This window comes from Burkholderia sp. BCC0506 (assembly GCF_902833145.1).
In the GTDB taxonomy this organism is placed as follows: Bacteria; Pseudomonadota; Gammaproteobacteria; order Burkholderiales; family Burkholderiaceae; genus Burkholderia.
In genome coordinates, this window is the sequence record NZ_CADFEN010000009.1 from 288,244 (window position 1) to 311,732 (window position 23,489).

Here is a 23,489-nt window from a genome sequence, read left to right on the forward strand (position 1 = left end):
CTGTTAGTGAGCGCGCGACAGATACGCGTTGAACCCGTGGTCGAGATACGCGTTGAGCGGCAGGTCGTCGCTGAGCATCGCCGCATCGATGTCGGCGAGTTCGGCGGTGCGCTGCATGTCTTCCCAGTACGCGATGCCGACGAGCCCCGCGAGCAGCAGTGCGAGCGGCCACGCGCGCAGCAGGCGGCGCGCGAACGACGTCTGCGGGCGGCTGGCGGGCGTCGGGCCGTAGGCGCCGGCCGCACCGGCAAAGGCCGGCACGAACACCGGCGCGCTCGCGGGCTCGGGCTTCTTGCGCGCGAGCGCGGCCCGGCGGGCGACGGCCAGCCGCTCGGCGGTCGGGGCGGGCAGCGCGGCCGCGCGCTCGTCCAGCGCGCGACGTACCTTCAGCGCGAATTCGTGTTCTCGGTTTGCGGAGCTCATAGCGTGATTCCTTTGGCCTTGAGCGCTTGCGCCAGGGTGTGGGTGGCTCGCGAGCAGTGCGTCTTGACGCTGCCCTCGGAGCACCCCATTGCGGCGGCAGTCTCGGCGACATCCATATCTTCCCAGTAACGCATCAGGAACGCTTCCCGTTGACGCGCGGGGAGTTTCTGGATTTCTTCGTCGATCAGGGCCAGAACCTGCTCTCGTTCGAGGCGGTGCTCGCTGCTCTCGACGCCCGCGTTGTCGTCCGCGGATTCGAGCGTTTCGAGCGGGTCGAAGTCCTCGTCGTCGGTGTTGTTCAGCGACGAGAAGAGCGTCACCCACGTGTTGCGGACCTTCTGCCGGCGAAACCAGTCGTGGATCGCGTTCTGCAGGATCCGCTGAAAAAGCAGCGGCAGCTCGGCCGCCGGCCGGTCGCCGTACTTTTCCGCGAGCTTGATCATCGCGTCCTGCACGATGTCGAGCGACGCATCGTCGTCACGCACGGCGTACGCAGCCTGCTTGAACGCGCGCCTTTCGACGCCCGCCAGAAAGTCGGCGAGTTCCTTGTCTGATGCCATTCCGTGAAGGTATGCGCTGCGCCCGCTGCGTGGTGTAAAAGGTCGAAAAATTTCGTAAAACCCGCGGATGCTATCAAATTTTCGCGCGGCTTGGCACCCGGGGCGGGCGCAGCACGTTGCGCGCGAGCCGCGCCGGCGGGGCGCGGGGCGGCGCGCATGATGCGCTGCGGGATATTTTGCTTGACGGCCCCATCGCGACCCGCTATCGTCAGCGATTCGCAACATGAAGTGATGGTCTCATTTGAGGCTGGCCCAAGAAGCCCGCCCTTCAAACTGGACGCGCCGCTTGAACCCGAGCCACAAGCCCGGCAGAGAGCACCCGATCAATTTTTTGCCGAAAATTCGAAAGGTCAAAATGAACATGCCCAGCGCGGAATTCTCCACGTCGGAACCCCTTTCCTCTCCCGATAGCGACTCCATCGGCGGCACCGTGCTCATGAAGGCGCTGGCCGACGAAAACGTCGAATTCATCTGGGGCTACCCCGGCGGCTCGGTTCTCTACATCTACGACGAGCTGTACAAGCAGGACAAGATTCAGCACGTGCTGGTGCGCCACGAACAGGCGGCCGTGCACGCAGCCGATGCGTATGCGCGCTCCACCGGCAACGTCGGCGTCTGCCTCGTGACGTCCGGCCCCGGTGTCACCAACGCGGTGACCGGCATCGCAACGGCCTACATGGATTCGATCCCGATGGTCGTGATCAGCGGCCAGGTGCCGACGGCCGCGATCGGTCAGGACGCGTTCCAGGAATGCGACACCGTCGGCATCACGCGTCCGTGCGTGAAGCACAACTTCCTCGTGAAGGACGTGCGCGACCTCGCCGCAACCGTCAAGAAGGCGTTCTACATCGCCCGCACCGGCCGTCCGGGCCCGGTGCTGATCGACATCCCGAAGGACATCTCGAAGACGCCGTGCCAGTACGAGCCGATCAAGAGCGTGTCGCTGCGTTCGTACAACCCCGTCACGAAGGGCCATTCGGGCCAGATCCGCAAGGCCGTGTCGCTGCTGCTGACCGCGAAGCGCCCGTACATCTACACGGGGGGCGGCATCATCCTCGCCGACGCGTCGCGTGAGCTGAACCAGTTCGCGGATCTCCTCGGCTATCCGGTCACGAACACGCTGATGGGCCTCGGCGGCTATCGTGCGTCGGACAAGAAATTCCTCGGCATGCTCGGCATGCACGGCACCTACGAAGCGAACATGGCGATGCAGCACTGCGACGTGCTGATCGCGATCGGCGCCCGCTTCGACGACCGCGTGATCGGCGACCCGGCGCACTTCGCGTCGCGCCCGCGCAAGATCATTCACATCGACATCGACCCGTCGTCGATCTCGAAGCGCGTGAAGGTCGACATCCCGATCGTCGGCGACGTGAAGGAAGTGCTGAAGGAGCTGATCGAGCAACTGCAGACGGCCGAGCATGGCCCCGACACCGAGGCGCTCGCGCAATGGTGGAAGGACATCGAAGGCTGGCGCGCGAAGGACTGCCTGAAGTACGACCGCGAAAGCGAGATCATCAAGCCGCAGTACGTGGTCGAGAAGGCGTGGGAGCTGACGGACGGCAACGCGTTCGTGTGCTCGGACGTCGGCCAGCACCAGATGTGGGCCGCGCAGTTCTACCGTTTCAACAAGCCGCGTCGCTGGATCAACTCCGGCGGCCTCGGCACGATGGGCTTCGGCCTGCCGGCGGCGATGGGCGTGAAGATGGCCCACCCGGACGACGACGTGCTGTGCATCACGGGCGAAGGCTCGATCCAGATGTGCATCCAGGAACTGTCGACCTGCCTGCAGTACGACACGCCCGTGAAGATCATTTCGCTGAACAACCGCTACCTCGGCATGGTCCGCCAGTGGCAGCAGATCGAATACAGCAAGCGCTATTCGCATTCGTACATGGATGCGCTGCCCGATTTCGTGAAGCTCGCCGAAGCGTACGGCCATGTCGGCATGCGGATCGAAAAGACTTCGGATGTGGAGCCGGCGCTGAAGGAAGCGCTGCGCCTGAAGGACCGCACCGTGTTTCTCGACTTCCAGACCGATCCGACCGAAAACGTCTGGCCGATGGTCCAGGCCGGCAAGGGCATCACCGAGATGCTGCTCGGATCGGAAGATCTGTAACGGCGCGACGCGCGTCCGGCCCGATGCGGCCGCCTTCACGAAGGGCGGTGCGGCACGCGGCGGCGCGCGGCGCGAGTGAATCGACACGGACACATTCTGGAAGAAGCGAACATGAGACACATCATTTCCGTCCTGCTGGAGAACGAACCGGGCGCGCTGTCGCGCGTGGTCGGCCTGTTTTCCGCACGCGGCTACAACATCGAAACCTTGACGGTGGCGCCGACCGAAGACCAATCGCTGTCGCGGCTCACCATCGTTTCCATTGGCTCCGACGACGTGATCGAACAGATCACGAAGCATCTGAACCGCCTGATCGAGGTGGTGAAAGTGGTGGACCTGACCGACGGTGCACACATCGAACGCGAGCTGATGCTGATCAAGGTCCGTGCAGTGGGCAAGGAGCGCGAAGAAATGAAGCGGATGTCGGACATTTTCCGCGGCCGCATCATCGACGTGACCGAGAAGACCTACACGATCGAATTGACGGGCGCGAGCGACAAGCTCGACGCATTCATCCAGGGGCTGGACGCGGGCGCGATCCTCGAGACCGTGCGCACCGGCAGCTCCGGCATCGGACGCGGCGAGCGCATCCTGAAGGTGTGATGCCGACATAGCCAAAAAGGCACGCCGGGTGCGCCGTCATGTCCCGGCCCGCAGTACTCCATCCGAACGAATTATCGAATTTTTTGAATTAGCGAAGGAACCATCATGAACGTTTTCTACGACAAAGACGCCGACCTCTCCCTCATCAAGGGCAAGCAAGTCACGATCATCGGCTACGGCTCGCAAGGCCATGCGCACGCGCTGAACCTGAAGGACAGCGGCGTCAACGTGACGGTCGGCCTGCGCAAGGGCGGCGCGTCGTGGAGCAAGGCCGAAAACGCCGGCCTGTCGGTCAAGGAAGTCGCCGAAGCGGTGAAGGGCGCGGACGTCGTCATGATGCTGCTGCCGGACGAGCAGATCGCCGACGTGTACGCGAAGGAAGTCCACGCGAACATCAAGCAGGGCGCGGCGCTCGCGTTCGCGCACGGCTTCAACGTCCACTACGGCCAGGTGATCCCGCGCGCCGACCTCGACGTGATCATGATCGCGCCGAAGGCACCGGGCCACACCGTGCGCGGCACGTACTCGCAAGGTGGCGGCGTGCCGCACCTGATCGCCGTGGCGCAGAACAAGTCGGGCGCGGCACGCGACATCGCGCTGTCGTACGCGGCAGCGAACGGCGGCGGCCGTGCCGGCATCATCGAGACGAACTTCCGTGAAGAAACCGAAACCGACCTGTTCGGCGAGCAGGCCGTGCTGTGCGGCGGTACCGTCGAGCTGATCAAGGCGGGTTTCGAGACGCTGGTCGAAGCCGGCTACGCGCCGGAAATGGCGTACTTCGAGTGCCTGCACGAGCTGAAGCTGATCGTCGACCTGATCTACGAAGGCGGCATCGCGAACATGAACTACTCGATCTCGAACAACGCCGAGTACGGCGAGTACGTGACCGGCCCGCGCGTCGTCACGGAAGAGACGAAGAAGGCGATGAAGCAGTGCCTGACCGACATCCAGACGGGCGAGTACGCGAAGAGCTTCATTCTCGAGAACAAGGCAGGCGCACCGACGCTGCAGTCGCGCCGCCGCCTGACGGCCGAGCACCAGATCGAGCAGGTCGGCGCGAAGCTGCGCGCGATGATGCCGTGGATCGCGAAGAACAAGCTCGTCGACCAGACGAAGAACTAAGCACCCGGTGCCGTTCCGGCCCTTCGAGCGAAGGGCCGGCATCAAAAAGCCGTCCGAAGGCAGCAGTGCCCCGGGCGGCTTTTGTTATGCTACGGGCTTTGCAATTCACCGAACACAGAACGAATCCATGAACTATCCTCATCCGATCATCGCGCGCGAAGGCTGGCCGTTCATCGCGATTGCAGCCGTCATCGCGCTGTTGATCCATGCCGTCGGGGGCTTCGGCTTCGCGTGGCCGTTCTGGCTGCTGCTCGTCTTCGTCGTCCAGTTCTTCCGCGACCCGCAGCGCCCGATTCCGGCGCAGCCGAACGCGGTACTGTGCCCGGCGGACGGTCGCATCGTCGCGGTCGAGACCGCGCAGGATCCGTACGCGAACCGCGAAGCACTGAAGATCAGCGTGTTCATGAATGTCTTCAACGTCCATTCGCAGCGTTCGCCGGTCGATGGCGCGATCAGCAAGGTCGAGTACTTTCCGGGCGCGTTCCTGAACGCGGCGATCGACAAGGCATCGACCGAGAACGAGCGCAACGCGGTCGTGATCCAGACGGCGAGCGGCAAGACGGTTACCTCGGTGCAGATCGCCGGCCTGATCGCGCGCCGGATCCTCTGCTACGTGCGCGCCGGCGAGCCGCTGTCGCGCGGCCAGCGTTACGGTTTCATCCGCTTCGGTTCGCGCGTCGACGTGTACCTGCCGCTCGGCAGCCGCGCGAAGGTGTCGATCGGCGAGAAGGTCTACGCGTCGTCGACGATCCTCGCCGAGCTCGAACAGTAAGCGGCGGGGCGCACGATGGCCGCATTCAAACCGCGTCGGCCGCGCAACGGTTCCGGCCAGACGCCACGCCCGTTCCGCCGCAACAAGGTGATGGCGCCCGATCCGGCGCCGCTCGAAAGCCGCCGCGCCGCGCGCCAGCGGTTCCTGAAGACGCGCGGTATCTATCTGCTGCCGAACGCATTCACGACCGCCGCGCTGTTCTGCGGCTTCTTCGCGGTCGTGCAGGCGATGAACGTGCGCTTCGAGATCGCCGCGATCGCGATTTTCGTCGCGATGGTGCTCGACGGGATGGACGGGCGCGTCGCGCGCATGACCCATACGCAGAGCGCGTTCGGCGAGCAGTTCGACAGCCTGTCGGACATGGTGTCGTTCGGCGTCGCGCCCGCGCTCGTGATGTACGAGTGGGTGCTGAAGGATCTCGGCCGCTGGGGCTGGCTCGCCGCGTTCGTCTATTGCTCGGGCGCCGCGCTGCGCCTCGCGCGCTTCAATACCAACATCGGCGTCGTCGACAAGCGCTTCTTCCAGGGGCTGCCGAGCCCGGCCGCCGCCGCGCTGATCGCCGGCTTCGTGTGGCTCGCGACCGACAACCGCGTGCCGATGAAGCTCGGCTGGCTGCCGTGGGTCGCGTTCGTGCTGACGATCTACGCGGGCGTGACGATGGTGTCGAACGCGCCGTTCTACAGCGGCAAGGCGCTCGACGTGCGGCATCGCGTGCCGTTCGCGGCGATCCTGCTGGTCGTCGTCGCGTTCGTGCTCGTGTCGTCCGATCCGCCGTTGATGCTGTTCTGCCTGTTCGTGCTGTACGGGCTGTCCGGCTACGTGTTCTGGGCCTACATGGCCGTCCGCGGGCGTGCGAATCCGGCGCGCTCGTCGCAGCGCGATCACTGACGCCGACGCAGGATCCACCCGGAAACGGCGGCCTCGGGCCGCCGTTTCCATTTGTCCCTGTTTCAGGTCGAGCCGCTTCGATCCCGGGTGCCGTCCGATTGCGCGGCCAACGGAATGTCGCTATAGTCTGCGGCATGACTGCATTTCCCCGCTTCTCCCTCCTTCTAGCCGGTGCGCCGCTACGCGCGCTAGCTTCGGCGCGCCTGCCGCGCTGACCGTTCTCGCCCTCCGTCTCAAGCCTCGTCTGTTGTTGAGCGTCGCCAGCGGTGGCGCGATCTCGTTACGTTTGACTTCCGTATAAAAGAGCCCTGGAGCCCCCCATGACAGACAAGCTGATCATTTTCGATACGACGTTGCGTGACGGCGAGCAATCGCCCGGCGCGTCGATGACGAAGGAAGAGAAAATCCGCATCGCGAAGCACCTCGAGCGGATGAAGGTGGACGTGATCGAGGCCGGCTTCGCCGCCAGCTCGAACGGCGATTTCGACGCGATTCACACGATCGCCGGCCTCGTGAAGGACAGCACGATCTGCTCGCTGGCGCGGGCCAACGACAAGGACATCCAGCGCGCGGCCGACGCGCTGAAGCCGGCCAACAGCTTCCGGATCCACACGTTCATCGCGACGTCGCCGCTGCACATGGAGAAGAAGCTGCGGATGACGCCCGATCAGGTGTTCGAGCAGGCGCGCCTCGCGGTGCGTTTCGCCCGCAAGTTCACCGACAACGTCGAGTTCTCGCCGGAGGACGGCAGCCGTTCCGACATGGATTTCCTGTGCCGCGTGCTGGAAGCCGTGATCGCCGAAGGTGCGACGACGATCAACATCGCCGACACGGTCGGCTACGGCGTGCCGGAGCTCTACGGCAACCTCGTGAAGACGCTGCGCGAGCGCATCCCGAACTCGGACAAGGCGATCTTCTCGGTGCACTGCCACAACGACCTCGGGATGGCGGTGGCGAACTCGCTCGCCGGCGTGAAGATCGGCGGCGCGCGTCAGGTCGAGTGCACGATCAACGGTCTGGGCGAGCGCGCGGGCAATACGTCGCTCGAGGAAATCGTGATGGCCGTGAAGACCCGCAAGGACTATTTCGGCCTCGACGTCGGCATCGACACGACGCAGATCGTGCCGACGTCGAAGCTCGTGTCGCAGATCACCGGTTTCGTCGTGCAGCCGAACAAGGCGGTGGTCGGCGCGAACGCATTCGCGCACGCGTCGGGCATTCACCAGGACGGCGTGCTGAAGGCGCGCGACACCTACGAGATCATGCGCGCGGAAGACGTGGGCTGGACCGCGAACAAGATCGTGCTCGGCAAGCTGTCGGGCCGCAACGCGTTCAAGCAGCGCCTGCAGGAGCTCGGCGTGTCGCTCGACAGCGAAGCCGAATTGAATGCCGCGTTCATGCGCTTCAAGGATCTGGCCGACCGCAAGGCGGAGATCTTCGACGAGGACATCATCGCGATCGTGTCGGAGGAATCGGCGCTCGCGCAGGAGCAGGAGCACTTCAAGTTCGTGTCGCTGTCGCAGCGCTCGGAAACGGGCGAGCAGCCGCAGGCGAAGGTCGTGTTCGCGGTCGAAGGCAAGGAAGTGACCGGCGAGGCGCGCGGCAATGGCCCGGTCGACGCGACGTTCAATGCGATCGAGGGTGAAGTCGGCAGCGGGTCCGAGCTCCTGCTGTATTCGGTGAACGCGATCACGACCGGCACGCAGGCGCAGGGCGAAGTGACCGTCCGGCTGTCGAAGAGCGGGCGGATCGTCAACGGCGTCGGCACCGATCCGGATATCGTGGCCGCGTCCGCGAAGGCGTACATTTCCGCGCTGAACAAGCTGCACTCGAAGGACGACAAGCTGAACCCGCAGCGCTCGTAAGCGCTGCGCGGCGCAACCCGAAACGCCCCGGACGGCCCTGCGCCGCCGGGGCGTTTTTTATGTGCCGCTCATTCGGCGGCCGGCGCGCGGAACAGCCAGCGGCGCGCGGCCGCGCGCGGTGCCGGCGCGCGCCGGCGGAACTCGACCGCGATCCCGCGCCGCGGCGCATCGGCGACGAACGCATCGAGCAGTTCGAGCACGTCGTGATCGATGTAGTCGGCGCGCGTCGCGTCGATGATCACCGCTGCCCGGTCCGGAATGTGCCGCAGATGGTGCTTGACCTGCACCTTGCCGAGAAACGACACGTCCTTGCGGAACGACAGCAGGAAGTGGTCGTCGTGTTGCGCGAGCGTGACGGGGCTCTTCAGGTTCGCGACGGCGACGGCCAGCACGCTGCATGCGAGGCCGAGCGCGATGCCGAACAGCAGGTCGACCGCGAGCACGCCCACGATCGTCGCCGCGAACGGCGCGAACGCGGCCGGGCCTTGCTTCATGACCGAGCGGAACAGCGCCGGTTTCGCGAGCTTCAGGCCGGTGTGGATGAGGATCGCGGCCAGGCTCGCGAGCGGGATCAGGTTGATCAGGCCGGTGAGCGCAAACACGCTCGCGAGCAGCAGGATCCCGTGCACGATCGCGGACATCCGGCTTTGCGCGCCGGCGTTGACGTTGGCCGAACTGCGCACGATCACCGACGTGATCGGCAGGCCGCCGACGGCGCCCGCGACGAGGTTGCCGACGCCCTGTGCCTTCAGCTCGCGATCGGGTTGCGTCGGCCGCCGCTTCGGATCGATCTGTTCGACGGCTTCGAGGCACAGCAGCGTTTCGAGGCTCGCGACCACCGCAAGCGTGATCGCCACGCGCCATACGTCCGGATTGACCAGTTGCGCGAAGTTCGGGCCGAGCTCCGCATGCTTGAGCGACGCCGCGAGCGCCGCGAACGAGTCGAATTCGGGCAGCGTGACGCGATGCGCGGCGCCCGGCGCGGCTGCCGGCGCGACCGCGCCGAGCACGAGCGTCGCGCCGATGCCGAGCACGACGACCGCGAGCGGGGCGGGAACCGAGCGCACCCATGCGAAGCGCTTGAGCGCCGGCATGTCCCACGCGATCAGCAGCGCCAGTGACACGAGCGCGATCGCCGTGGCGGCCCATGCGGTCGGCAGGCTCGGCCAGTTCGCAAACGATTGCGCGGCCTGGCCGCCGATGCCGAATGCGAACGGCATCTGCTTCACGATCAGCAGCAGGCCGATCGCGGCGAGCATGCCCTTGATGACGGGCGACGGCACGTAGGCGGCGAAGCGGCCGGCGCGCAGCATGCCGAAGCCGAACTGCAGCACGCCGGACAGCAGCACCGCGAGCAGGAACGCGGAGAAGCTGCCGAGTTGCGCGATCCCTTCGACAACGATCACGACGAGGCCGGCGGCCGGCCCGCTGACGGACAGCGACGAGCCGCTCAGCAGCGCGACGACGATGCCGCCGACGATGCCCGACACGAGCCCGGCGAACGGCTCGACGCCGGACGCGTTGGCGATGCCGAGACAGAGCGGTAGCGCGACGAGAAAAACGACGATGCCGGCGACGATGTCGCGCGGCAGGGTGGACAGGCGCTCGTTCAGTTTCATGGTTGGGGTGGTTTCGTTGACGTGGAGGGGCGGGGCGGGGCGCGGGTCAACCGAGCGCGGCCGCGGTCGCGGCAGGCTCGGGCTCGAGCTCGGCTTCGGCCGGCGGTGCCGCATAGCCGGAATCGAGTTCCTTCAGGCGGCCGTCGGCGAGCGAAAAGATCCAGCCGTGCACGAGCGGCGGCCGTTCGCGGCCGCGCACGATCGGCGATGCGCGCAGCAGCCGCACCTGTTCGAGCACGTTCAGCTCGGCGAGGCGGTCGGCGGCGGCCATGTCGTCGAGCCCGTCGAGCGTGTCGCGATGGCGCCGCGCGAGCGCGCAGAGCGGCGCGATGCGGCGCGCGACGTGCGGCAGGTCGGCGGGCGGCGGCAGCAGCGACGCACGCACCCCGCCGCACCCGTAGTGGCCGCACACGATCACGTGGTCGACCTTCAGCACCCGTACCGCGTACTCGAGCACGCTGGCGGAATTGTCGTCGTCGGGGTGGAACAGGTTCGCGATGTTGCGGTGGACGAACAGCTCGCCGGGCGCGCAGTGCGTGATGGTTTCGGCCGGTACGCGGCTGTCGGCGCAACCGATCCACAGGACGCGCGGGTTCTGGCCGCGTGCGAGCGCGTCGAAGAAGCCGGGCGTGTGCTCGCGCGTCTCGCGGGCCCAGGCAATGTTGGCAACCAGCATGCTCTTGGGGCGGTTCATGAGGACTCCTTCAAGATAAAGGCGGATAAATATCGATCGAAATGGCGCAGCCGTATTCTTTCTAAATTGAAAGGTTGGATTTCGACTGATATTAGGGGTATGCCCTAGCACTCAGGTTGGGTTGAAACAAACTGTTTCAAATTGATTGGGCGTAGTGCATCGCATGCACCAGTGCGACGCATGACATGCGCCGCGCATGCCGGTTTGCGCGCAACGGCCCGCATGACGGGGCGTTCAGCGTATTGCCATCGCAATGTCATCGATCGGAAAAGTTTTCCGTTTCGTTCATTGAATTAATCAACGCAGCGGAAAAAATGAAATGGCCATTCACGCAATCATTCGTGAATGGCCATTGCGACAATTGCGCGTAAATGCGCAATCGGTCAGAACAGGTTGCGGCGATCGGGATCGTGCAGCGGGTCCGGCGTTTTCTGCGTGGTGCGCAGGATGCCCTGCGGATCGAAGTAGAAGCTGTACATCATGTACCAGACGTTGTCCTCGAGATACCGGTACGTCCACACCTCGCGCTTCATCAGCGGGAAGTACGACGTCTCGACCGGGCGTCCGAAATTGACGAGGACGTCGGTCTTCGTCCACTTGCCGATCTCCGCCCGATAGAACTCGCTCGGCTGCAGGACCTGGCGCACGTTGACGATCCGGTGGGCTGCGTCGACGTCGGCCGCGACCGTGATTTCGCCCATCGGCTGGGTCGGCCACATCAGGCGCTTGCCGCCGCCCGGCAGGTCGTAGATCTCGCGGGGCGGGCCCATGCGCGCGACGATCGCCGACTCGTCCTGGCCGGCCTGGTATTGCTGCCACGGTTGCGCGCAACCGGCCAGCAGCGCCGCGGCGCAGGCGGCCAGCACCGGCAGGCGCACGGGAATGCGAATGCGCATCGGATTCTCCAGAACACGGAAACAAGCCCCGTTTTATCACGGACGGCGCGCGGCGGCGCATCGTGCGGAAAAAATCGGTGCGGATCGCCCGCTGTCGCGCTTGCCGGCGGCGGGCGCACCGGCCTATGATCCGCGCTTCTTGGGCAGATTGAAGGGCAGGTGGCCGATGCAGGGGTGGAAGCGGTGCGCGCTCGCGTGGGGCGCGGGGTGGATGCTGGTGTCGTCCGCGTTCGCCGGCGGCGAGCCGGTGCGGATCGCGCTGATCGAAGGGATGTCGGGCCCGTTCGCGAACGCGGGCGCGGCGGTGGAGCGCAACCTGCGCTTCGGCATCGAGCAGGTCAATGCGGCGGGCGGCGTGAAGCTGCGCGACGGCGCGCACCCGCTCGAACTCGTCGTGCTCGACAGCAAGGGCAGCCCGGAGGAGGCGCTCGTGCAGTTGCGCGCGGCCGCCGACCGGCATATCGGCTTCGTCGCGCAGGGCAACAGCTCGGCCGTCGCGGCCGCGCTCGTCGCGGCGCTGGACAAGCTGAACGCGCGCGATCCGGACAACCGGATGCTGTTGCTGAACTATTCGGCCGACGATCCGGCGCTGACCGGCGCCCGCTGCAGTTTCTGGCATTTCCGCTTCGATGCGCACGCCGGCATGCGGATGGCCGCGCTCGCGGACGTGATGGCGCGCGATCGCGCGGTGCGCAAGGTCTATCTGTTGAACCAGGACTACAGCTTCGGCCATGACGTCAGCAGCCTCGCGCGACAGGCGCTGGCCGCGCGGCGCCCGGACGTGACGATCGCGGGCGACGAATTCCACCCGATCGGCCGGATCAAGGATTTCTCGCCGTATGTCGCGAAGATCCGCGCCAGCGGCGCGGACGCCGTCGTGACCGGCAACTGGGGCAACGACCTCACGCTGCTCGTGAAGGCGGCGCGCGAACAGGGACTCGACGCGAAGTTCTATACGTTCTACGGCAACAGCCTCGGCGCGCCGGCGGCGCTCGGCGACGCGGGTGTCGGTCGCGTGGTGGCGGTGGCCGACTGGCACCCGAACGCGGGCGGCGCCCGATCCGATGCGTTCTATCGCGCGTTCCGGACCCGTTTCCCGGCCGCGCAGGACGATTACCCGGTGCGGCGGATGAGCCAGATGATCGAGATGCTGGGCGCCGCGATGACCCGCGCGGGTTCGGCCGACCCGGTCGCGGTCGCCCGCGCGCTCGAGGGCCTGTCGTTTGACGACGGCTTTCACGCGTCGCGGATGCGCGCGCAGGACCACCAGCTGATCCAGCCCCTTTACGTGATGGAAATGGACAAGGTCGGGAGGCCGGGCGTGCGCTTCGACAACGAAGGGTCGGGCTACGGCTTCCGGACGGTGCTCGCGGTGCCCGCGCAACGCACGGAGATGCCGTCGACGTGCTCGATGACGCGCCCGTGACAGGAGACGGTAAGAACGGCACCGAGTTGTGCTACAATGCGCGCCGGTTGTAAATCACGGCACGGCCATTCTTCCGTGTCCGCCTGTTCAGTTAGAAAGGAAATCACATGTCTGTTGCAGATATCAAGAAGTCGGAAGTCGTTGCTCAGTTCGCCCGCGGTACCAACGACACGGGGTCGCCCGAAGTCCAGGTCGCACTGCTGACCGCACGTATCGTCGAACTGACGGGTCACTTCAAGACCCACGCGAAGGATCACCACAGCCGCCGCGGCCTGCTGCGCATGGTGAGCCGCCGCCGCAAGCTGCTCGACTACCTCAAGGGCAAGGATGCCGATCGTTACCGCGCACTGATCGAGAAGCTGGGTCTGCGTAAGTAATCGAGGCGATTGCCGCCAGCAAGATGCCTGTGTCAGTCCGCTGATACAGGCATTTTGTTTTTGCGCGGTGCGTAGCGTCACACGCATCGCAGGCTGTCCGGCACGCTCGTGCCGGCCTGCCGCAGCGATCGATACCGGGGCGGGATTTGTGTCATTCCAGCGCGTCGCTAGCATGAGCGCCGCGCTGGAATGGCATAAAAAACACACCTTGCTCCGGGTGATTCGGTCGGGACGCCGCCGCGCGGGATCGCCGGCGCGGCGAACGAAATGCATGAATACAAAGGAGCAACCATGTCCATGTTCAACAAGGTCGTGAAGGAATTCCAGTGGGGCCAGCACAAGGTGCGCCTCGAAACCGGTGAAATCGCCCGCCAGGCGAGCGGTGCCGTGATCGTCGACGTCGAAGACACCGTCGTGCTGGCAACCGTCGTCGGCGCGAAGTCGGCGAAGCCGGGCCAGGATTTCTTCCCGCTGACCGTCGACTACCTCGAGAAGACCTACTCGGCCGGCAAGATCCCGGGCGGCTTCTTCCGCCGCGAAGGCCGTCCGTCCGAGCACGAGACGCTGACGTCGCGCCTGATCGACCGCCCGCTGCGCCCGCTGTTCCCGGAAGGTTTCTACAACGAAGTCCAGGTCGTGATCCACGTGCTGTCCGTGAACCCGGAAATCCCGGCGGACATCCCCGCGCTGATCGGCGCATCGGCCGCGCTCGCCGTGTCGGGCCTGCCGTTCAACGGCCCGGTCGGTGCCGCGCGTGTCGCGTACATCGACAACGCGTACGTGCTGAACCCGACGCGTGACCAGATCAAGGCATCGAGCCTCGACCTCGTCGTCGCGGGGACGGAGCGCGCCGTGCTGATGGTCGAATCGGAAGCCGACCAACTGTCGGAAGAGGTGATGCTGGGCGCCGTGGTGTTCGGCCACGAGCAGATGCAGGTCGCGATCGACGCGATCCACGAGCTGGTGCGCGACGGCGGCAAGCCCGAGTGGGACTGGCAGCCGGCGCCGAAGAACGAGGCGCTGATCGCACGCGTGACCGAGCTCGCGCAGAACGATCTGCTCGCCGCCTACCAGTTGCGCGACAAGCAGGCGCGTTCGGCGAAGCTGAAGGAAGTCTACGCGGCGACCTCGGCGAAGCTCGAGGAAGAAGCGCTGGCGGCCGGCACGGTCGCGGCCGACAAGGCCACCGTCGGCAATATCCTGTTCGACATCGAAGCGAAGATCGTCCGCTCGCAGATCCTGAACGGCGAGCCGCGCATCGACGGCCGCGACACGCGCACCGTGCGCCCGATCGAAATCCGTACCGGCGTGCTGCCGCGTACCCACGGCTCGGCGCTGTTCACGCGCGGCGAGACGCAGGCGCTGGTCGTCGCGACGCTCGGCACGAAGGGTGACGAGCAGATCATCGATGCGCTCGAAGGCGAATACCGCGAGCGCTTCATGCTCCACTACAACATGCCCCCGTTCGCGACCGGCGAAACGGGCCGCGTCGGCTCGCCGAAGCGCCGCGAAATCGGCCACGGCCGCCTCGCGAAGCGCGCGCTGGTCAAGTGCCTGCCGAGCGCCGACGAATTCGGCTACTCGATCCGCGTCGTGTCGGAAATCACCGAGTCGAACGGTTCGTCGTCGATGGCATCGGTGTGCGGCGGCTGCCTCGCGCTGATGGACGCCGGCGTGCCGATGAAGGCGCACGTCGCGGGTATCGCGATGGGCCTGATCCTCGAAGGCAACAAGTTCGCGGTGCTGACCGACATCCTCGGCGACGAAGACCACCTCGGCGACATGGACTTCAAGGTGGCCGGCACCGAGCAAGGCGTGACGGCGCTGCAGATGGACATCAAGATCCAGGGCATCACGAAGGAAATCATGCAGGTCGCGCTCGCGCAGGCGAAGGAAGGCCGCATGCACATCCTCGGCAAGATGACGTCGGCGGTGTCGGGTGCGAACACGCAACTGTCGGAATTCGCGCCGCGCATGATCACGATCAAGATCAACCCGGAAAAGATCCGCGACGTGATCGGCAAGGGTGGCTCGGTGATCCGCGCGCTGACGGAAGAAACAGGCACGACCATCGACATCTCGGATGACGGCGTCGTGACGATCGCGAGCACGAGCAGCGAAGGCATGGCCGAAGCGAAGAAGCGCATCGAGCAGATCACGGCCGAGATCGAAGTCGGCCAGGTGTATGAAGGCACGGTGCTCAAGCTGCTCGATTTCGGCGCGATCGTGAACCTGCTGCCGGGCAAGGACGGCCTGCTGCACATCTCGGAAATCGTCAACGAGCGCGTGAAGGACATCAACGACTACCTGAAGGAAGGTCAGCAGGTGAAGGTCAAGGTGATCCAGACGGACGAGAAGGGTCGCGTGCGTCTGTCGGCCAAGGCGCTGCTGAATGAAGCAGCGGCCGCGGCGCAGTCGGATACGCCGCCGCAGCAGTAAGCGGACGGGCGGATCAACGGCCGGCAGTGCGAAAGCGCGCCGGCCGTTTTTTCTGTAGCATCGTTGTGCGGCGCAGCAGCGCCGGCGAGGCGTCCGCGCCGTGCGCGCGGGCGCGCCATCCGATTCCGATCCTGGAGCGATTTTCACCATGAAAGCCATCGAAATCACCGAATTCGGCGCCCCCGACGTGCTGAAGCTCGCGGAGCGTCCGCGCCCCGAACCGAAGCGCGGCGAGGTGCTGATCAAGGTGGCGGCTTCCGGCGTGAACCGGCCCGACGTGTTCCAGCGCAAGGGCGCCTATGCGCCGCCGCCGGGTGCGTCGGATCTGCCGGGCCTCGAGGTCGCGGGCGAGATCGTCGGCGGCGATTTGTCCGATGCGGCGCTGAATCCGTTCGGCCTGAAGCTCGGCGACCGCGTATGCGCGCTGCTCGCGGGCGGCGGCTATGCCGAATATGCGGTCGCGCCGCTGCTGCAATGCCTGCCGGTGCCCGACGGCCTCACCGATATCGAGGCCGCCTCGCTGCCCGAAACGTTTTTCACCGTGTGGAGCAACGTGTTCGACCGCGCGCAGCTTGGCGCGGGCGAGGGCGGCGAGCACGAGACGCTGCTCGTGCAGGGCGGCTCGAGCGGCATCGGCGTGACGGCGATCCAGATCGCGCATGCGCTCGGCTTTCGCGTGTTCGCGACGGCCGGCACCGCCGACAAGTGCCGCGCTTGCGAGGCGCTCGGCGCCGAGCGCGCGATCAACTACAAGACCGAAGATTTCGTCGAAGTCGTGAAGTCGCTGACGCACGATCGCGGCGTCGACGTGATCCTCGACATGGTGGCGGGTTCGTACGTGCCGCGCGAGCTGTCCGCGCTCGCGGATGGCGGTCGTCTCGTGCTGATCGCGCTGCTCGGCGGCGCGAAGGCCGACGTCAATCTGAGCGAGATCCTGCGCCGCCGGCTGACGATCACCGGTTCGACGCTGCGGCCGCGCCCGGTCGAATTCAAGGCGCGCATCGCCGCGCAACTGAAGGCGCGCGTGTGGCCGCTGCTCGCCGACGGCCGCATCAAGCCGGTGATCTATCGCGTGCTGCCCGCGGCCGACGCCGCGCAGGCGCATGCGCTGATGGAAAGCAGCGAGCATACCGGCAAGATCGTGCTCGATTGGGGTATGAACGCCTGACGGCCGGTGAGGCACGTACTTGACATGCGCGGTTTGACCGGTTCAAGCCGCGCGCAGTAAAATCGCGGGTTTGCTTCGCCAGATCCAACCTGACGGCCGGGTTCCGGCACGTTAATGACAAGATAGTGACGAGACAGACACGATGTCGAAACAACGAACAAAGCGAGTGATCGGCAACTGGAAGATGCACGGCCGGCTGGCCGGCAACCAGGCGCTGCTGAACGAAGTGGTGCAGGGTGCGGGCGCGGTGGCGGCTGAAACGTCGATCGGCGTGTGCGTGCCGTTCCCGTATCTCGCACAGGTTCAGGCGCAGCTCGGTGCGGGCCGTGTCGCGTTCGGTGCGCAGGACGTGTCCGCGCACGAGCAAGGTGCGTTCACCGGTGAGGTGGCGGCTGCGATGGTGGCGGAGTTCGGCGCGCAGTATGCGATCGTCGGCCACTCGGAGCGTCGCGCGTATCACGGCGAAAGCAACGAGACGGTCGCGGCGAAGACGCGGCGCGCGCTCGCGGCGGGGCTCACGCCGGTCGTGTGCGTCGGCGAGACGCTCGACGAGCGCGAGTCGGGCGCGACCGAGCAGGTCGTCGGCGCGCAGCTCGACGCAGTGCTGGCCGTGCTGACGGCTGACGAGGCCGCACGCATCGTCGTCGCGTACGAGCCGGTCTGGGCGATCGGCACGGGCAAGAGCGCGACGTCGGCGCAGGCGCAGGACGTGCACGCGTTCCTGCGTGCGCGTCTCGCGGCAAAGGGGGCGGCGGACGTGTCCGTGCTGTACGGCGGCAGCGTGAAGCCGGACAACGCGGAGGAGCTGTTCGCGCAGCCGGACATCGACGGCGGCCTGATCGGCGGCGCGTCGCTGAAGGCGGAAGATTTCCTGGCGATCTGCCGGGCCGCGCGTTGAGCGGTCCGAGATCGAATTGAACCATGACGGCGGCCGGTCGGTCCGGTCGCCCGATCCAATCGGGTGGGTGTGATGCTGTTATTCAAGACGCTGATTATTGTCGTGCAGGTGCTGTCTGCACTGGGTGTGATCGGGCTCGTGCTGCTGCAGCACGGCAAGGGTGCCGACATGGGTGCCGCATTCGGCAGCGGCGCGTCGGGCAGCCTGTTCGGTGCGACGGGCTCGGCGAACTTCCTGTCGCGCACGACGGGCATTCTCGCGACGATCTTCTTCGTGGCGACGCTCGCGCTGACGTACCTCGGTTCGTACAAGTCGACGCCGTCGGCGGGCGTGCTCGGCACGGCGGTGACCGCGCCGGCATCGGCGCCTGCGGCATCGGCGCCGGCTGTCGCGGCGTCCGCTGCGGCCGGTTCGGCCGCGAGCGCGCCGGGCCAGGATGTCCCGAAATAAAAAGTTAATTTTTTTGCGGTTGTGCGTTGAACAAATCTGGAACTCGGGTTAGAATTTAATTCTTGAAGCGATTCGCGGGAAACAAGCAGTACGACCCGAGTTGCATGCAGTGCCGACGTGGTGAAATTGGTAGACACGCTATCTTGAGGGGGTAGTGGCGAAAGCTGTGCGAGTTCGAGTCTCGCCGTCGGCACCAAAGTTACTCAATGCCAGCCGCTTCCAGTGGCTGGCATTTTTCATTTGTGGGGTGGGCTTGCGGTTGTCTTGCGATCGCCTGTACTCCGAAATGATTCCTTCCGCCGGAAGTGGTATTCTCCGGACGCTCAGAACCAACCGATAGAGGATTGCCTTGAACCTCGCAGCCTATTACCCCGTCTTGTTGTTCCTCCTCGTGGGCACTGGTTTAGGTATAGCGCTGGTCAGCATCGGCAAGCTCCTTGGTCCCAACAAGCCGGACGTCGAGAAGAACGCACCGTACGAGTGCGGTTTCGAAGCCTTTGAAGACGCCCGGATGAAATTCGACGTCCGGTACTACCTCGTCGCCATCCTGTTCATCATCTTCGATCTCGAAACCGCATTCCTGTTCCCGTGGGGCGTCGCGCTCCGGGACATCGGCTGGCCGGGTTTCATCGCAATGATGATTTTTCTGCTCGAATTCCTGCTGGGCTTTGCCTATATCTGGAAGAAAGGCGGCCTCGACTGGGAGTGATGGGTTAATCGCCGGTTTGCATGGGCGGCCGCGCTCGGTCGCTCGTCTGGAGTGGAAAGCAAATGAGTATCGAAGGGGTCTTGAAGGAAGGGTTTGTCACCACGACGGCTGACAAGCTGATCAACTGGACGCGTACCGGCTCGCTGTGGCCGATGACGTTCGGGCTCGCGTGTTGCGCCGTCGAGATGATGCATGCGGGTGCGGCCCGCTACGACCTGGACCGGTTCGGCGTCGTGTTCCGTCCGAGTCCGCGTCAGTCGGACGTGATGATCGTCGCCGGCACGCTGTGCAACAAGATGGCGCCCGCGCTGCGCCGCGTGTACGACCAGATGGCCGAGCCGCGCTGGGTGATCTCGATGGGGTCGTGCGCGAACGGTGGTGGTTACTACCACTACTCATACTCGGTGGTCCGCGGCTGCGACCGGATCGTGCCGGTCGACGTCTACGTGCCGGGCTGTCCGCCCACGGCCGAGGCGCTGGTCTACGGCGTGATCCAGCTTCAGGCGAAGATCCGTCGCACCAATACCATCGCCCGTCAATAAAGCCCCGAGCGTCCCCTCAATATGGCAAGCAAAATCGAGACCCTCAAGGCCAACCTCGAAGCCGCGCTCGGCGCGCGCGTGGTGAGCCTCACCGAAGCGATCGGTGAACTGACGCTCGTCGTGAAGGCGAGCGATTACCTCGAAGTCGCAAAGACGCTGCGCGACGATCCGAAGCTCCGTTTCGAGCAGCTGATCGACCTCTGCGGCGTCGACTACCAGACCTTCGGCGACGGCGCCTATGACGGCCCGCGCTTCGCGGCCGTGTCGCACCTGCTGTCGGTCACGAACAACTGGCGCCTGCGCCTGCGCGCATTCGCGCCGGACGACGATCTGCCGATCGTGGCGTCGCTGGTCGACATCTGGACCTCGGCGAACTGGTACGAGCGCGAAGCGTTCGACCTGTACGGCATCGTGTTCGAAGGCCACCCCGACCTGCGCCGCATCCTCACCGACTACGGCTTCATCGGTCACCCGTTCCGCAAGGACTTCCCGGTGTCCGGCTACGTCGAAATGCGTTACGACCCGGAAGAGAAGCGGGTCGTGTACCAGCCGGTGACGATCGAGCCGCGCGAAATCACGCCGCGCGTGATCCGCGAGGATCGCTATGGCGGTCTGAAACATTAAGGGGGCGTCATGGCAGAAATCAAGAACTACACGCTCAACTTCGGCCCGCAGCACCCGGCAGCGCACGGCGTGCTGCGCCTCGTGCTCGAGCTCGACGGCGAAGTCATCCAGCGTGCCGATCCGCACATCGGCCTGCTGCACCGCGCGACGGAAAAGCTCGCGGAATCCAAGACGTTCATCCAGTCCGTGCCGTACATGGACCGTCTCGACTACGTGTCGATGATGGTCAACGAGCACGGTTACGTGCTCGCGATCGAAAAGCTGCTCGGCATCGACGTGCCGGAGCGCGCGCAGTACATCCGCGTGCTGTTCGACGAAATCACGCGCGTGCTGAACCACCTGATGTGGATCGGCGCGCACGCGCTCGACGTCGGCGCGATGGCCGTGTTCCTGTACGCGTTCCGCGAACGCGAAGACCTGATGGACGTGTACGAAGCGGTGTCCGGCGCCCGGATGCACGCGGCCTACTATCGTCCGGGCGGCGTCTATCGCGACCTGCCTGACGCAATGCCGCAATACAAGGCGTCGAAGATTCGCAACGAGAAGGCGCTCGCGAAGATGAACGAAGCGCGCAGCGGCTCGGTGCTCGACTTCATCGACGATTTCTTCACGCGCTTCCCGAAGTGCGTCGACGAATACGAAACGCTGCTGACCGACAACCGGATCTGGAAACAGCGTCTGGTCGGGATCGGCGTGGTGAGCCCGGAACGTGCGCTGCAGATGGGCCTGACGGGCCCGATGCTGCGCGGCTCGGGCATCGCATGGGACCTGCGCAAGAAGCAGCCCTACGAAGTGTACGATCGCCTCGATTTCGACGTGCCGGTCGGCGTGAACGGCGATTGCTACGACCGCTATCTGGTGCGCGTCGAGGAAATGCGCCAGTCGGTCCGCATCGCGAAACAGTGTATTGAGTGGCTCCGCAAGAATCCGGGCCCGGTGATGACGGACAATCACAAGGTTGCCCCGCCGTCGCGCGTCGGCATGAAGACCAACATGGAAGACTTGATCCACCATTTCAAGCTCTTCACCGAAGGTTTCCATGTGCCGGAAGGCGAAGCGTACGCGGCGGTCGAGCATCCGAAGGGCGAGTTCGGCATCTACCTCGTGTCGGACGGCGCCAACAAGCCGTATCGCCTCAAGATTCGCGCGCCGGGTTTCGCGCACCTGGCGTCGCTCGACGAAATGGCGCGCGGTCACATGATCGCCGACGCCGTCACGATCATCGGTACGCAGGACATCGTGTTCGGCGAAATCGATCGCTAAATGGTTGCGCCGCCCGCGAGCGCGGGCGGCGAGCAGTCCGTCACACGCGAAGTGACATGCGGTATGCGCCGAACCGGCGCGGCTTCGCAAGCTGTCAACAGAGTGAGCGCCAGGTCTGCCGTCCATGCACCCCCAGTGTGCGGCAGGTTGTTCGTTCGGTAGGAATTGAAAGAGTCGTGTCTGAAAATGATCTCAGCTGAAGGCCTGAAGGAAATCGATCGAGCGTTGACGAAGTATCCCGCCGATCAGAAACAGTCCGCCGTGATGTCGGCGTTGGCCGTGGCTCAAGAAGAGCATGGCTGGCTGTCGCCCGAACTGATGCAGTTCGTTGCGGACTATCTCGGCATGCCGGCCGTCGCCGTGCAGGAAGTCGCGACGTTCTACACGATGTACGAGCTCAAACCGGTCGGCAAGCACAAGATCACGCTCTGCACGAACCTGCCGTGCCAGCTCGGCCCGCACGGCGGCGCGGAAGCGGCTGCCGACTACCTGAAACAGAAGCTGGGCATCGGCTTCGGCGAGACCACGCCCGACGGCAAGTTCACGCTGAAGGAAGGCGAATGCATGGGCTCGTGCGGCGATGCGCCGGTGCTGCTGGTGAACAATCACAGAATGTGCAGCTTCATGAGCCGCGAGAAGATCGACCAGCTGCTTGAGGAGCTCTCGAAATGACGTCCCTCCACGACCGTCACATCAAACCGCTGATCCTCGCTGGTCTGAACGGCGAGAACTGGCACCTCGAAGACTACGTTGCGCGCGGCGGCTACAAGCAGCTGCGCCGCATTCTCGAAGAAAAGATTCCGCCCGAGCAGGTGATTGCCGACGTGAAGGCGTCGGGCCTGCGCGGCCGCGGCGGTGCGGGCTTCCCGACCGGCCTGAAGTGGAGCTTCATGCCGCGCCAGTTCCCGGGGCAGAAGTACCTCGTCTGCAACTCGGACGAAGGCGAGCCGGGCACGTTCAAGGATCGCGACATCCTGCGCTGGAACCCGCACGCGCTGATCGAGGGCATGGCCATCGGCGCGTACGCGATGGGCATCACCGTCGGCTACAACTACATCCACGGCGAAATCTTCGAAGTGTATCGACGCTTCGAAGCCGCGCTCGACGAAGCGCGCGCGGCCGGGTTCCTCGGCGACAACATCATGGGCTCGGAATTCTCGTTCCAGCTGCACGCGCACCACGGTTACGGCGCGTACATCTGCGGCGAGGAAACGGCGCTGCTCGAGTCGCTCGAAGGCAAGAAGGGCCAGCCGCGCTTCAAGCCGCCGTTCCCGGCGAGCTTCGGCGTGTACGGCAAGCCGACCACGATCAACAACACCGAGACGTTCGCCGCGGTGCCGTTCCTGCTGGCCATCGGGCCGCAGAATTACCTCGAGATCGGCAAGCCGAACAACGGCGGCACGAAGATCTTCTCGGTGTCGGGCGACGTCGAGCGTCCGGGCAACTACGAAGTGCCGCTCGGCACGCCGTTCGCGACGCTGATGGAGCTCGCCGGCGGGATGCGCGGCGGCAAGAAGATCAAGGCGGTGATTCCGGGCGGCTCGTCCGCGCCGGTGATCCCGGGCGACATCATGATGCAGACGGATCTCGACTACGATTCGATCGCGAAGGCGGGCTCGATGCTCGGTTCCGGCGCGGTGATCGTGATGGACGAGACGCGCTGCATGGTGCGCTCGCTGCTGCGCCTGTCGTACTTCTACTACGAGGAGTCGTGCGGCCAGTGCACGCCGTGCCGTGAAGGCACCGGCTGGCTGTATCGCGTCGTGAACCGTATCGAACACGGCGAAGGGCGCCAGGAAGATCTGGACCTGCTGAACTCGGTGGCCGAGAACATCATGGGCCGCACGATCTGTGCGCTCGGCGATGCGGCGGCGATGCCGGTGCGCGGGATGCTCAAGCACTACTGGGACGAATTCGCGTACCACGTCGAGCACAAGCACTGCATGGTCGGCGGCCACGCGCCGCATGTGGCTTCGGCTGCGGCGGCCTGAAGCGAAACACCCGGTTGCGGAATTTGAGCGCACGGTCGGGC

Annotated in this window: 23 protein-coding genes and 1 tRNA gene; 19 read left to right on the forward strand and 5 right to left on the reverse strand. The window is 65.3% G+C overall.

Going from position 1 to position 23,489, the window contains the following annotated elements; translation table 11 throughout:
- Positions 1 to 3: 3 nt before the first annotated feature.
- Both HWX62_RS22230 and HWX62_RS22235 read right to left on the reverse strand, forming a co-directional pair.
- On the reverse strand, positions 4 to 423 hold the full coding sequence (locus HWX62_RS22230) for a DUF3619 family protein (RefSeq protein ID WP_175930653.1): 420 nt from the start codon (positions 421 to 423) through the stop codon (positions 4 to 6).
- Positions 420 to 983, reverse strand: a complete 564-nt coding sequence (locus HWX62_RS22235; RefSeq protein ID WP_175930654.1) for an RNA polymerase sigma factor — start codon at positions 981 to 983, stop codon at positions 420 to 422. The genes HWX62_RS22230 and HWX62_RS22235 overlap by 4 nt, the downstream gene beginning before the upstream one ends.
- 355 nt (positions 984 to 1,338) lie before the next feature.
- On the opposite strand from HWX62_RS22235, the gene HWX62_RS22240 reads away from it, so the two are divergent.
- The 6 genes from HWX62_RS22240 to HWX62_RS22265 all read left to right on the forward strand — a co-directional run bounded on the left by HWX62_RS22240 (position 1,339) and on the right by HWX62_RS22265 (position 8,352).
- Positions 1,339 to 3,102 (forward strand): acetolactate synthase 3 catalytic subunit, encoded by a 1,764-nt coding sequence (locus HWX62_RS22240; protein WP_175930655.1) that lies wholly within the window; start codon positions 1,339 to 1,341, stop codon positions 3,100 to 3,102.
- 111 nt (positions 3,103 to 3,213) lie between these two features.
- On the forward strand, positions 3,214 to 3,705 hold the full coding sequence (ilvN, locus tag HWX62_RS22245) for an acetolactate synthase small subunit (protein WP_006398781.1): 492 nt from the start codon (positions 3,214 to 3,216) through the stop codon (positions 3,703 to 3,705).
- Between the two features lie 105 nt (positions 3,706 to 3,810).
- Positions 3,811 to 4,827, forward strand: a complete 1,017-nt coding sequence (gene ilvC / locus HWX62_RS22250) for a ketol-acid reductoisomerase (protein ID WP_006478252.1) — start codon at positions 3,811 to 3,813, stop codon at positions 4,825 to 4,827.
- 127 nt (positions 4,828 to 4,954) lie between these two features.
- On the forward strand, positions 4,955 to 5,599 hold the full coding sequence (locus HWX62_RS22255; RefSeq protein ID WP_006491035.1) for a phosphatidylserine decarboxylase: 645 nt from the start codon (positions 4,955 to 4,957) through the stop codon (positions 5,597 to 5,599).
- 15 nt (positions 5,600 to 5,614) lie between these two features.
- Positions 5,615 to 6,487, forward strand: a complete 873-nt coding sequence (gene pssA, locus HWX62_RS22260) for a CDP-diacylglycerol--serine O-phosphatidyltransferase (RefSeq protein WP_175930656.1) — start codon at positions 5,615 to 5,617, stop codon at positions 6,485 to 6,487.
- Positions 6,488 to 6,807: 320 nt separating this feature from the next.
- Positions 6,808 to 8,352 (forward strand): 2-isopropylmalate synthase, encoded by a 1,545-nt coding sequence (locus HWX62_RS22265; RefSeq protein WP_175930657.1) that lies wholly within the window; start codon positions 6,808 to 6,810, stop codon positions 8,350 to 8,352.
- 68 nt (positions 8,353 to 8,420) lie between these two features.
- Here the strand turns inward: HWX62_RS22265 and HWX62_RS22270 are convergent, their stop codons facing one another.
- From HWX62_RS22270 to HWX62_RS22280, 3 genes are all read right to left on the reverse strand, one after another.
- Positions 8,421 to 9,971, reverse strand: a complete 1,551-nt coding sequence (locus HWX62_RS22270) for a SulP family inorganic anion transporter (RefSeq protein WP_175930658.1) — start codon at positions 9,969 to 9,971, stop codon at positions 8,421 to 8,423.
- Between the two features lie 46 nt (positions 9,972 to 10,017).
- The gene (locus tag HWX62_RS22275; protein WP_175930659.1) at positions 10,018 to 10,665 is read right to left on the reverse strand and encodes a carbonic anhydrase; all 648 of its coding nucleotides are present in this window, start codon (positions 10,663 to 10,665) and stop codon (positions 10,018 to 10,020) included.
- A 383-nt stretch (positions 10,666 to 11,048) separates the two neighbouring features.
- Positions 11,049 to 11,561, reverse strand: a complete 513-nt coding sequence (locus HWX62_RS22280) for a hypothetical protein (protein ID WP_175930660.1) — start codon at positions 11,559 to 11,561, stop codon at positions 11,049 to 11,051.
- Positions 11,562 to 11,727: 166 nt separating this feature from the next.
- On the opposite strand from HWX62_RS22280, the gene HWX62_RS22285 reads away from it, so the two are divergent.
- The 13 genes from HWX62_RS22285 (at position 11,728) to nuoF (ending at position 23,448) form a co-directional block, all read left to right on the forward strand.
- Positions 11,728 to 12,987 (forward strand): branched-chain amino acid ABC transporter substrate-binding protein, encoded by a 1,260-nt coding sequence (locus HWX62_RS22285; RefSeq protein WP_175930661.1) that lies wholly within the window; start codon positions 11,728 to 11,730, stop codon positions 12,985 to 12,987.
- 107 nt (positions 12,988 to 13,094) lie between these two features.
- The gene (gene rpsO / locus HWX62_RS22290) at positions 13,095 to 13,364 is read left to right on the forward strand and encodes a 30S ribosomal protein S15 (protein ID WP_006398792.1); all 270 of its coding nucleotides are present in this window, start codon (positions 13,095 to 13,097) and stop codon (positions 13,362 to 13,364) included.
- Positions 13,365 to 13,655: 291 nt separating this feature from the next.
- On the forward strand, positions 13,656 to 15,803 hold the full coding sequence (gene pnp / locus HWX62_RS22295) for a polyribonucleotide nucleotidyltransferase (protein ID WP_175930662.1): 2,148 nt from the start codon (positions 13,656 to 13,658) through the stop codon (positions 15,801 to 15,803).
- Between the two features lie 148 nt (positions 15,804 to 15,951).
- On the forward strand, positions 15,952 to 16,971 hold the full coding sequence (locus HWX62_RS22300) for an NAD(P)H-quinone oxidoreductase (protein ID WP_175930663.1): 1,020 nt from the start codon (positions 15,952 to 15,954) through the stop codon (positions 16,969 to 16,971).
- A 142-nt stretch (positions 16,972 to 17,113) separates the two neighbouring features.
- Positions 17,114 to 17,869 carry a triose-phosphate isomerase gene (gene tpiA / locus HWX62_RS22305; RefSeq protein ID WP_175930664.1) on the forward strand — a complete coding sequence of 252 codons (756 nt, stop codon included), beginning with the start codon at positions 17,114 to 17,116 and terminating at the stop codon, positions 17,867 to 17,869.
- Between the two features lie 72 nt (positions 17,870 to 17,941).
- On the forward strand, positions 17,942 to 18,319 hold the full coding sequence (gene secG, locus HWX62_RS22310; protein ID WP_034201508.1) for a preprotein translocase subunit SecG: 378 nt from the start codon (positions 17,942 to 17,944) through the stop codon (positions 18,317 to 18,319).
- A gap of 111 nt (positions 18,320 to 18,430) precedes the next feature.
- Positions 18,431 to 18,515: transfer RNA gene (locus HWX62_RS22315), tRNA-Leu, on the forward strand.
- 153 nt (positions 18,516 to 18,668) lie between these two features.
- Positions 18,669 to 19,028, forward strand: a complete 360-nt coding sequence (locus HWX62_RS22320; protein WP_006398798.1) for an NADH-quinone oxidoreductase subunit A — start codon at positions 18,669 to 18,671, stop codon at positions 19,026 to 19,028.
- A 62-nt stretch (positions 19,029 to 19,090) separates the two neighbouring features.
- Complete coding sequence (locus HWX62_RS22325) at positions 19,091 to 19,570, forward strand: NADH-quinone oxidoreductase subunit B (protein WP_006398799.1); 480 nt, start codon at positions 19,091 to 19,093, stop codon at positions 19,568 to 19,570.
- 21 nt (positions 19,571 to 19,591) lie between these two features.
- Complete coding sequence (locus tag HWX62_RS22330) at positions 19,592 to 20,194, forward strand: NADH-quinone oxidoreductase subunit C (protein WP_006478264.1); 603 nt, start codon at positions 19,592 to 19,594, stop codon at positions 20,192 to 20,194.
- A gap of 9 nt (positions 20,195 to 20,203) precedes the next feature.
- Positions 20,204 to 21,457 carry an NADH-quinone oxidoreductase subunit D gene (locus tag HWX62_RS22335; protein WP_175930665.1) on the forward strand — a complete coding sequence of 418 codons (1,254 nt, stop codon included), beginning with the start codon at positions 20,204 to 20,206 and terminating at the stop codon, positions 21,455 to 21,457.
- A 186-nt stretch (positions 21,458 to 21,643) separates the two neighbouring features.
- Complete coding sequence (gene nuoE / locus HWX62_RS22340) at positions 21,644 to 22,129, forward strand: NADH-quinone oxidoreductase subunit NuoE (RefSeq protein WP_027784983.1); 486 nt, start codon at positions 21,644 to 21,646, stop codon at positions 22,127 to 22,129.
- A complete protein-coding gene (gene nuoF, locus HWX62_RS22345) occupies positions 22,126 to 23,448 on the forward strand; it encodes an NADH-quinone oxidoreductase subunit NuoF (protein ID WP_124512299.1) in 1,323 nt (440 codons plus the stop codon). The genes nuoE and nuoF overlap by 4 nt, the downstream gene beginning before the upstream one ends.
- Positions 23,449 to 23,489 lie beyond the last annotated feature (41 nt).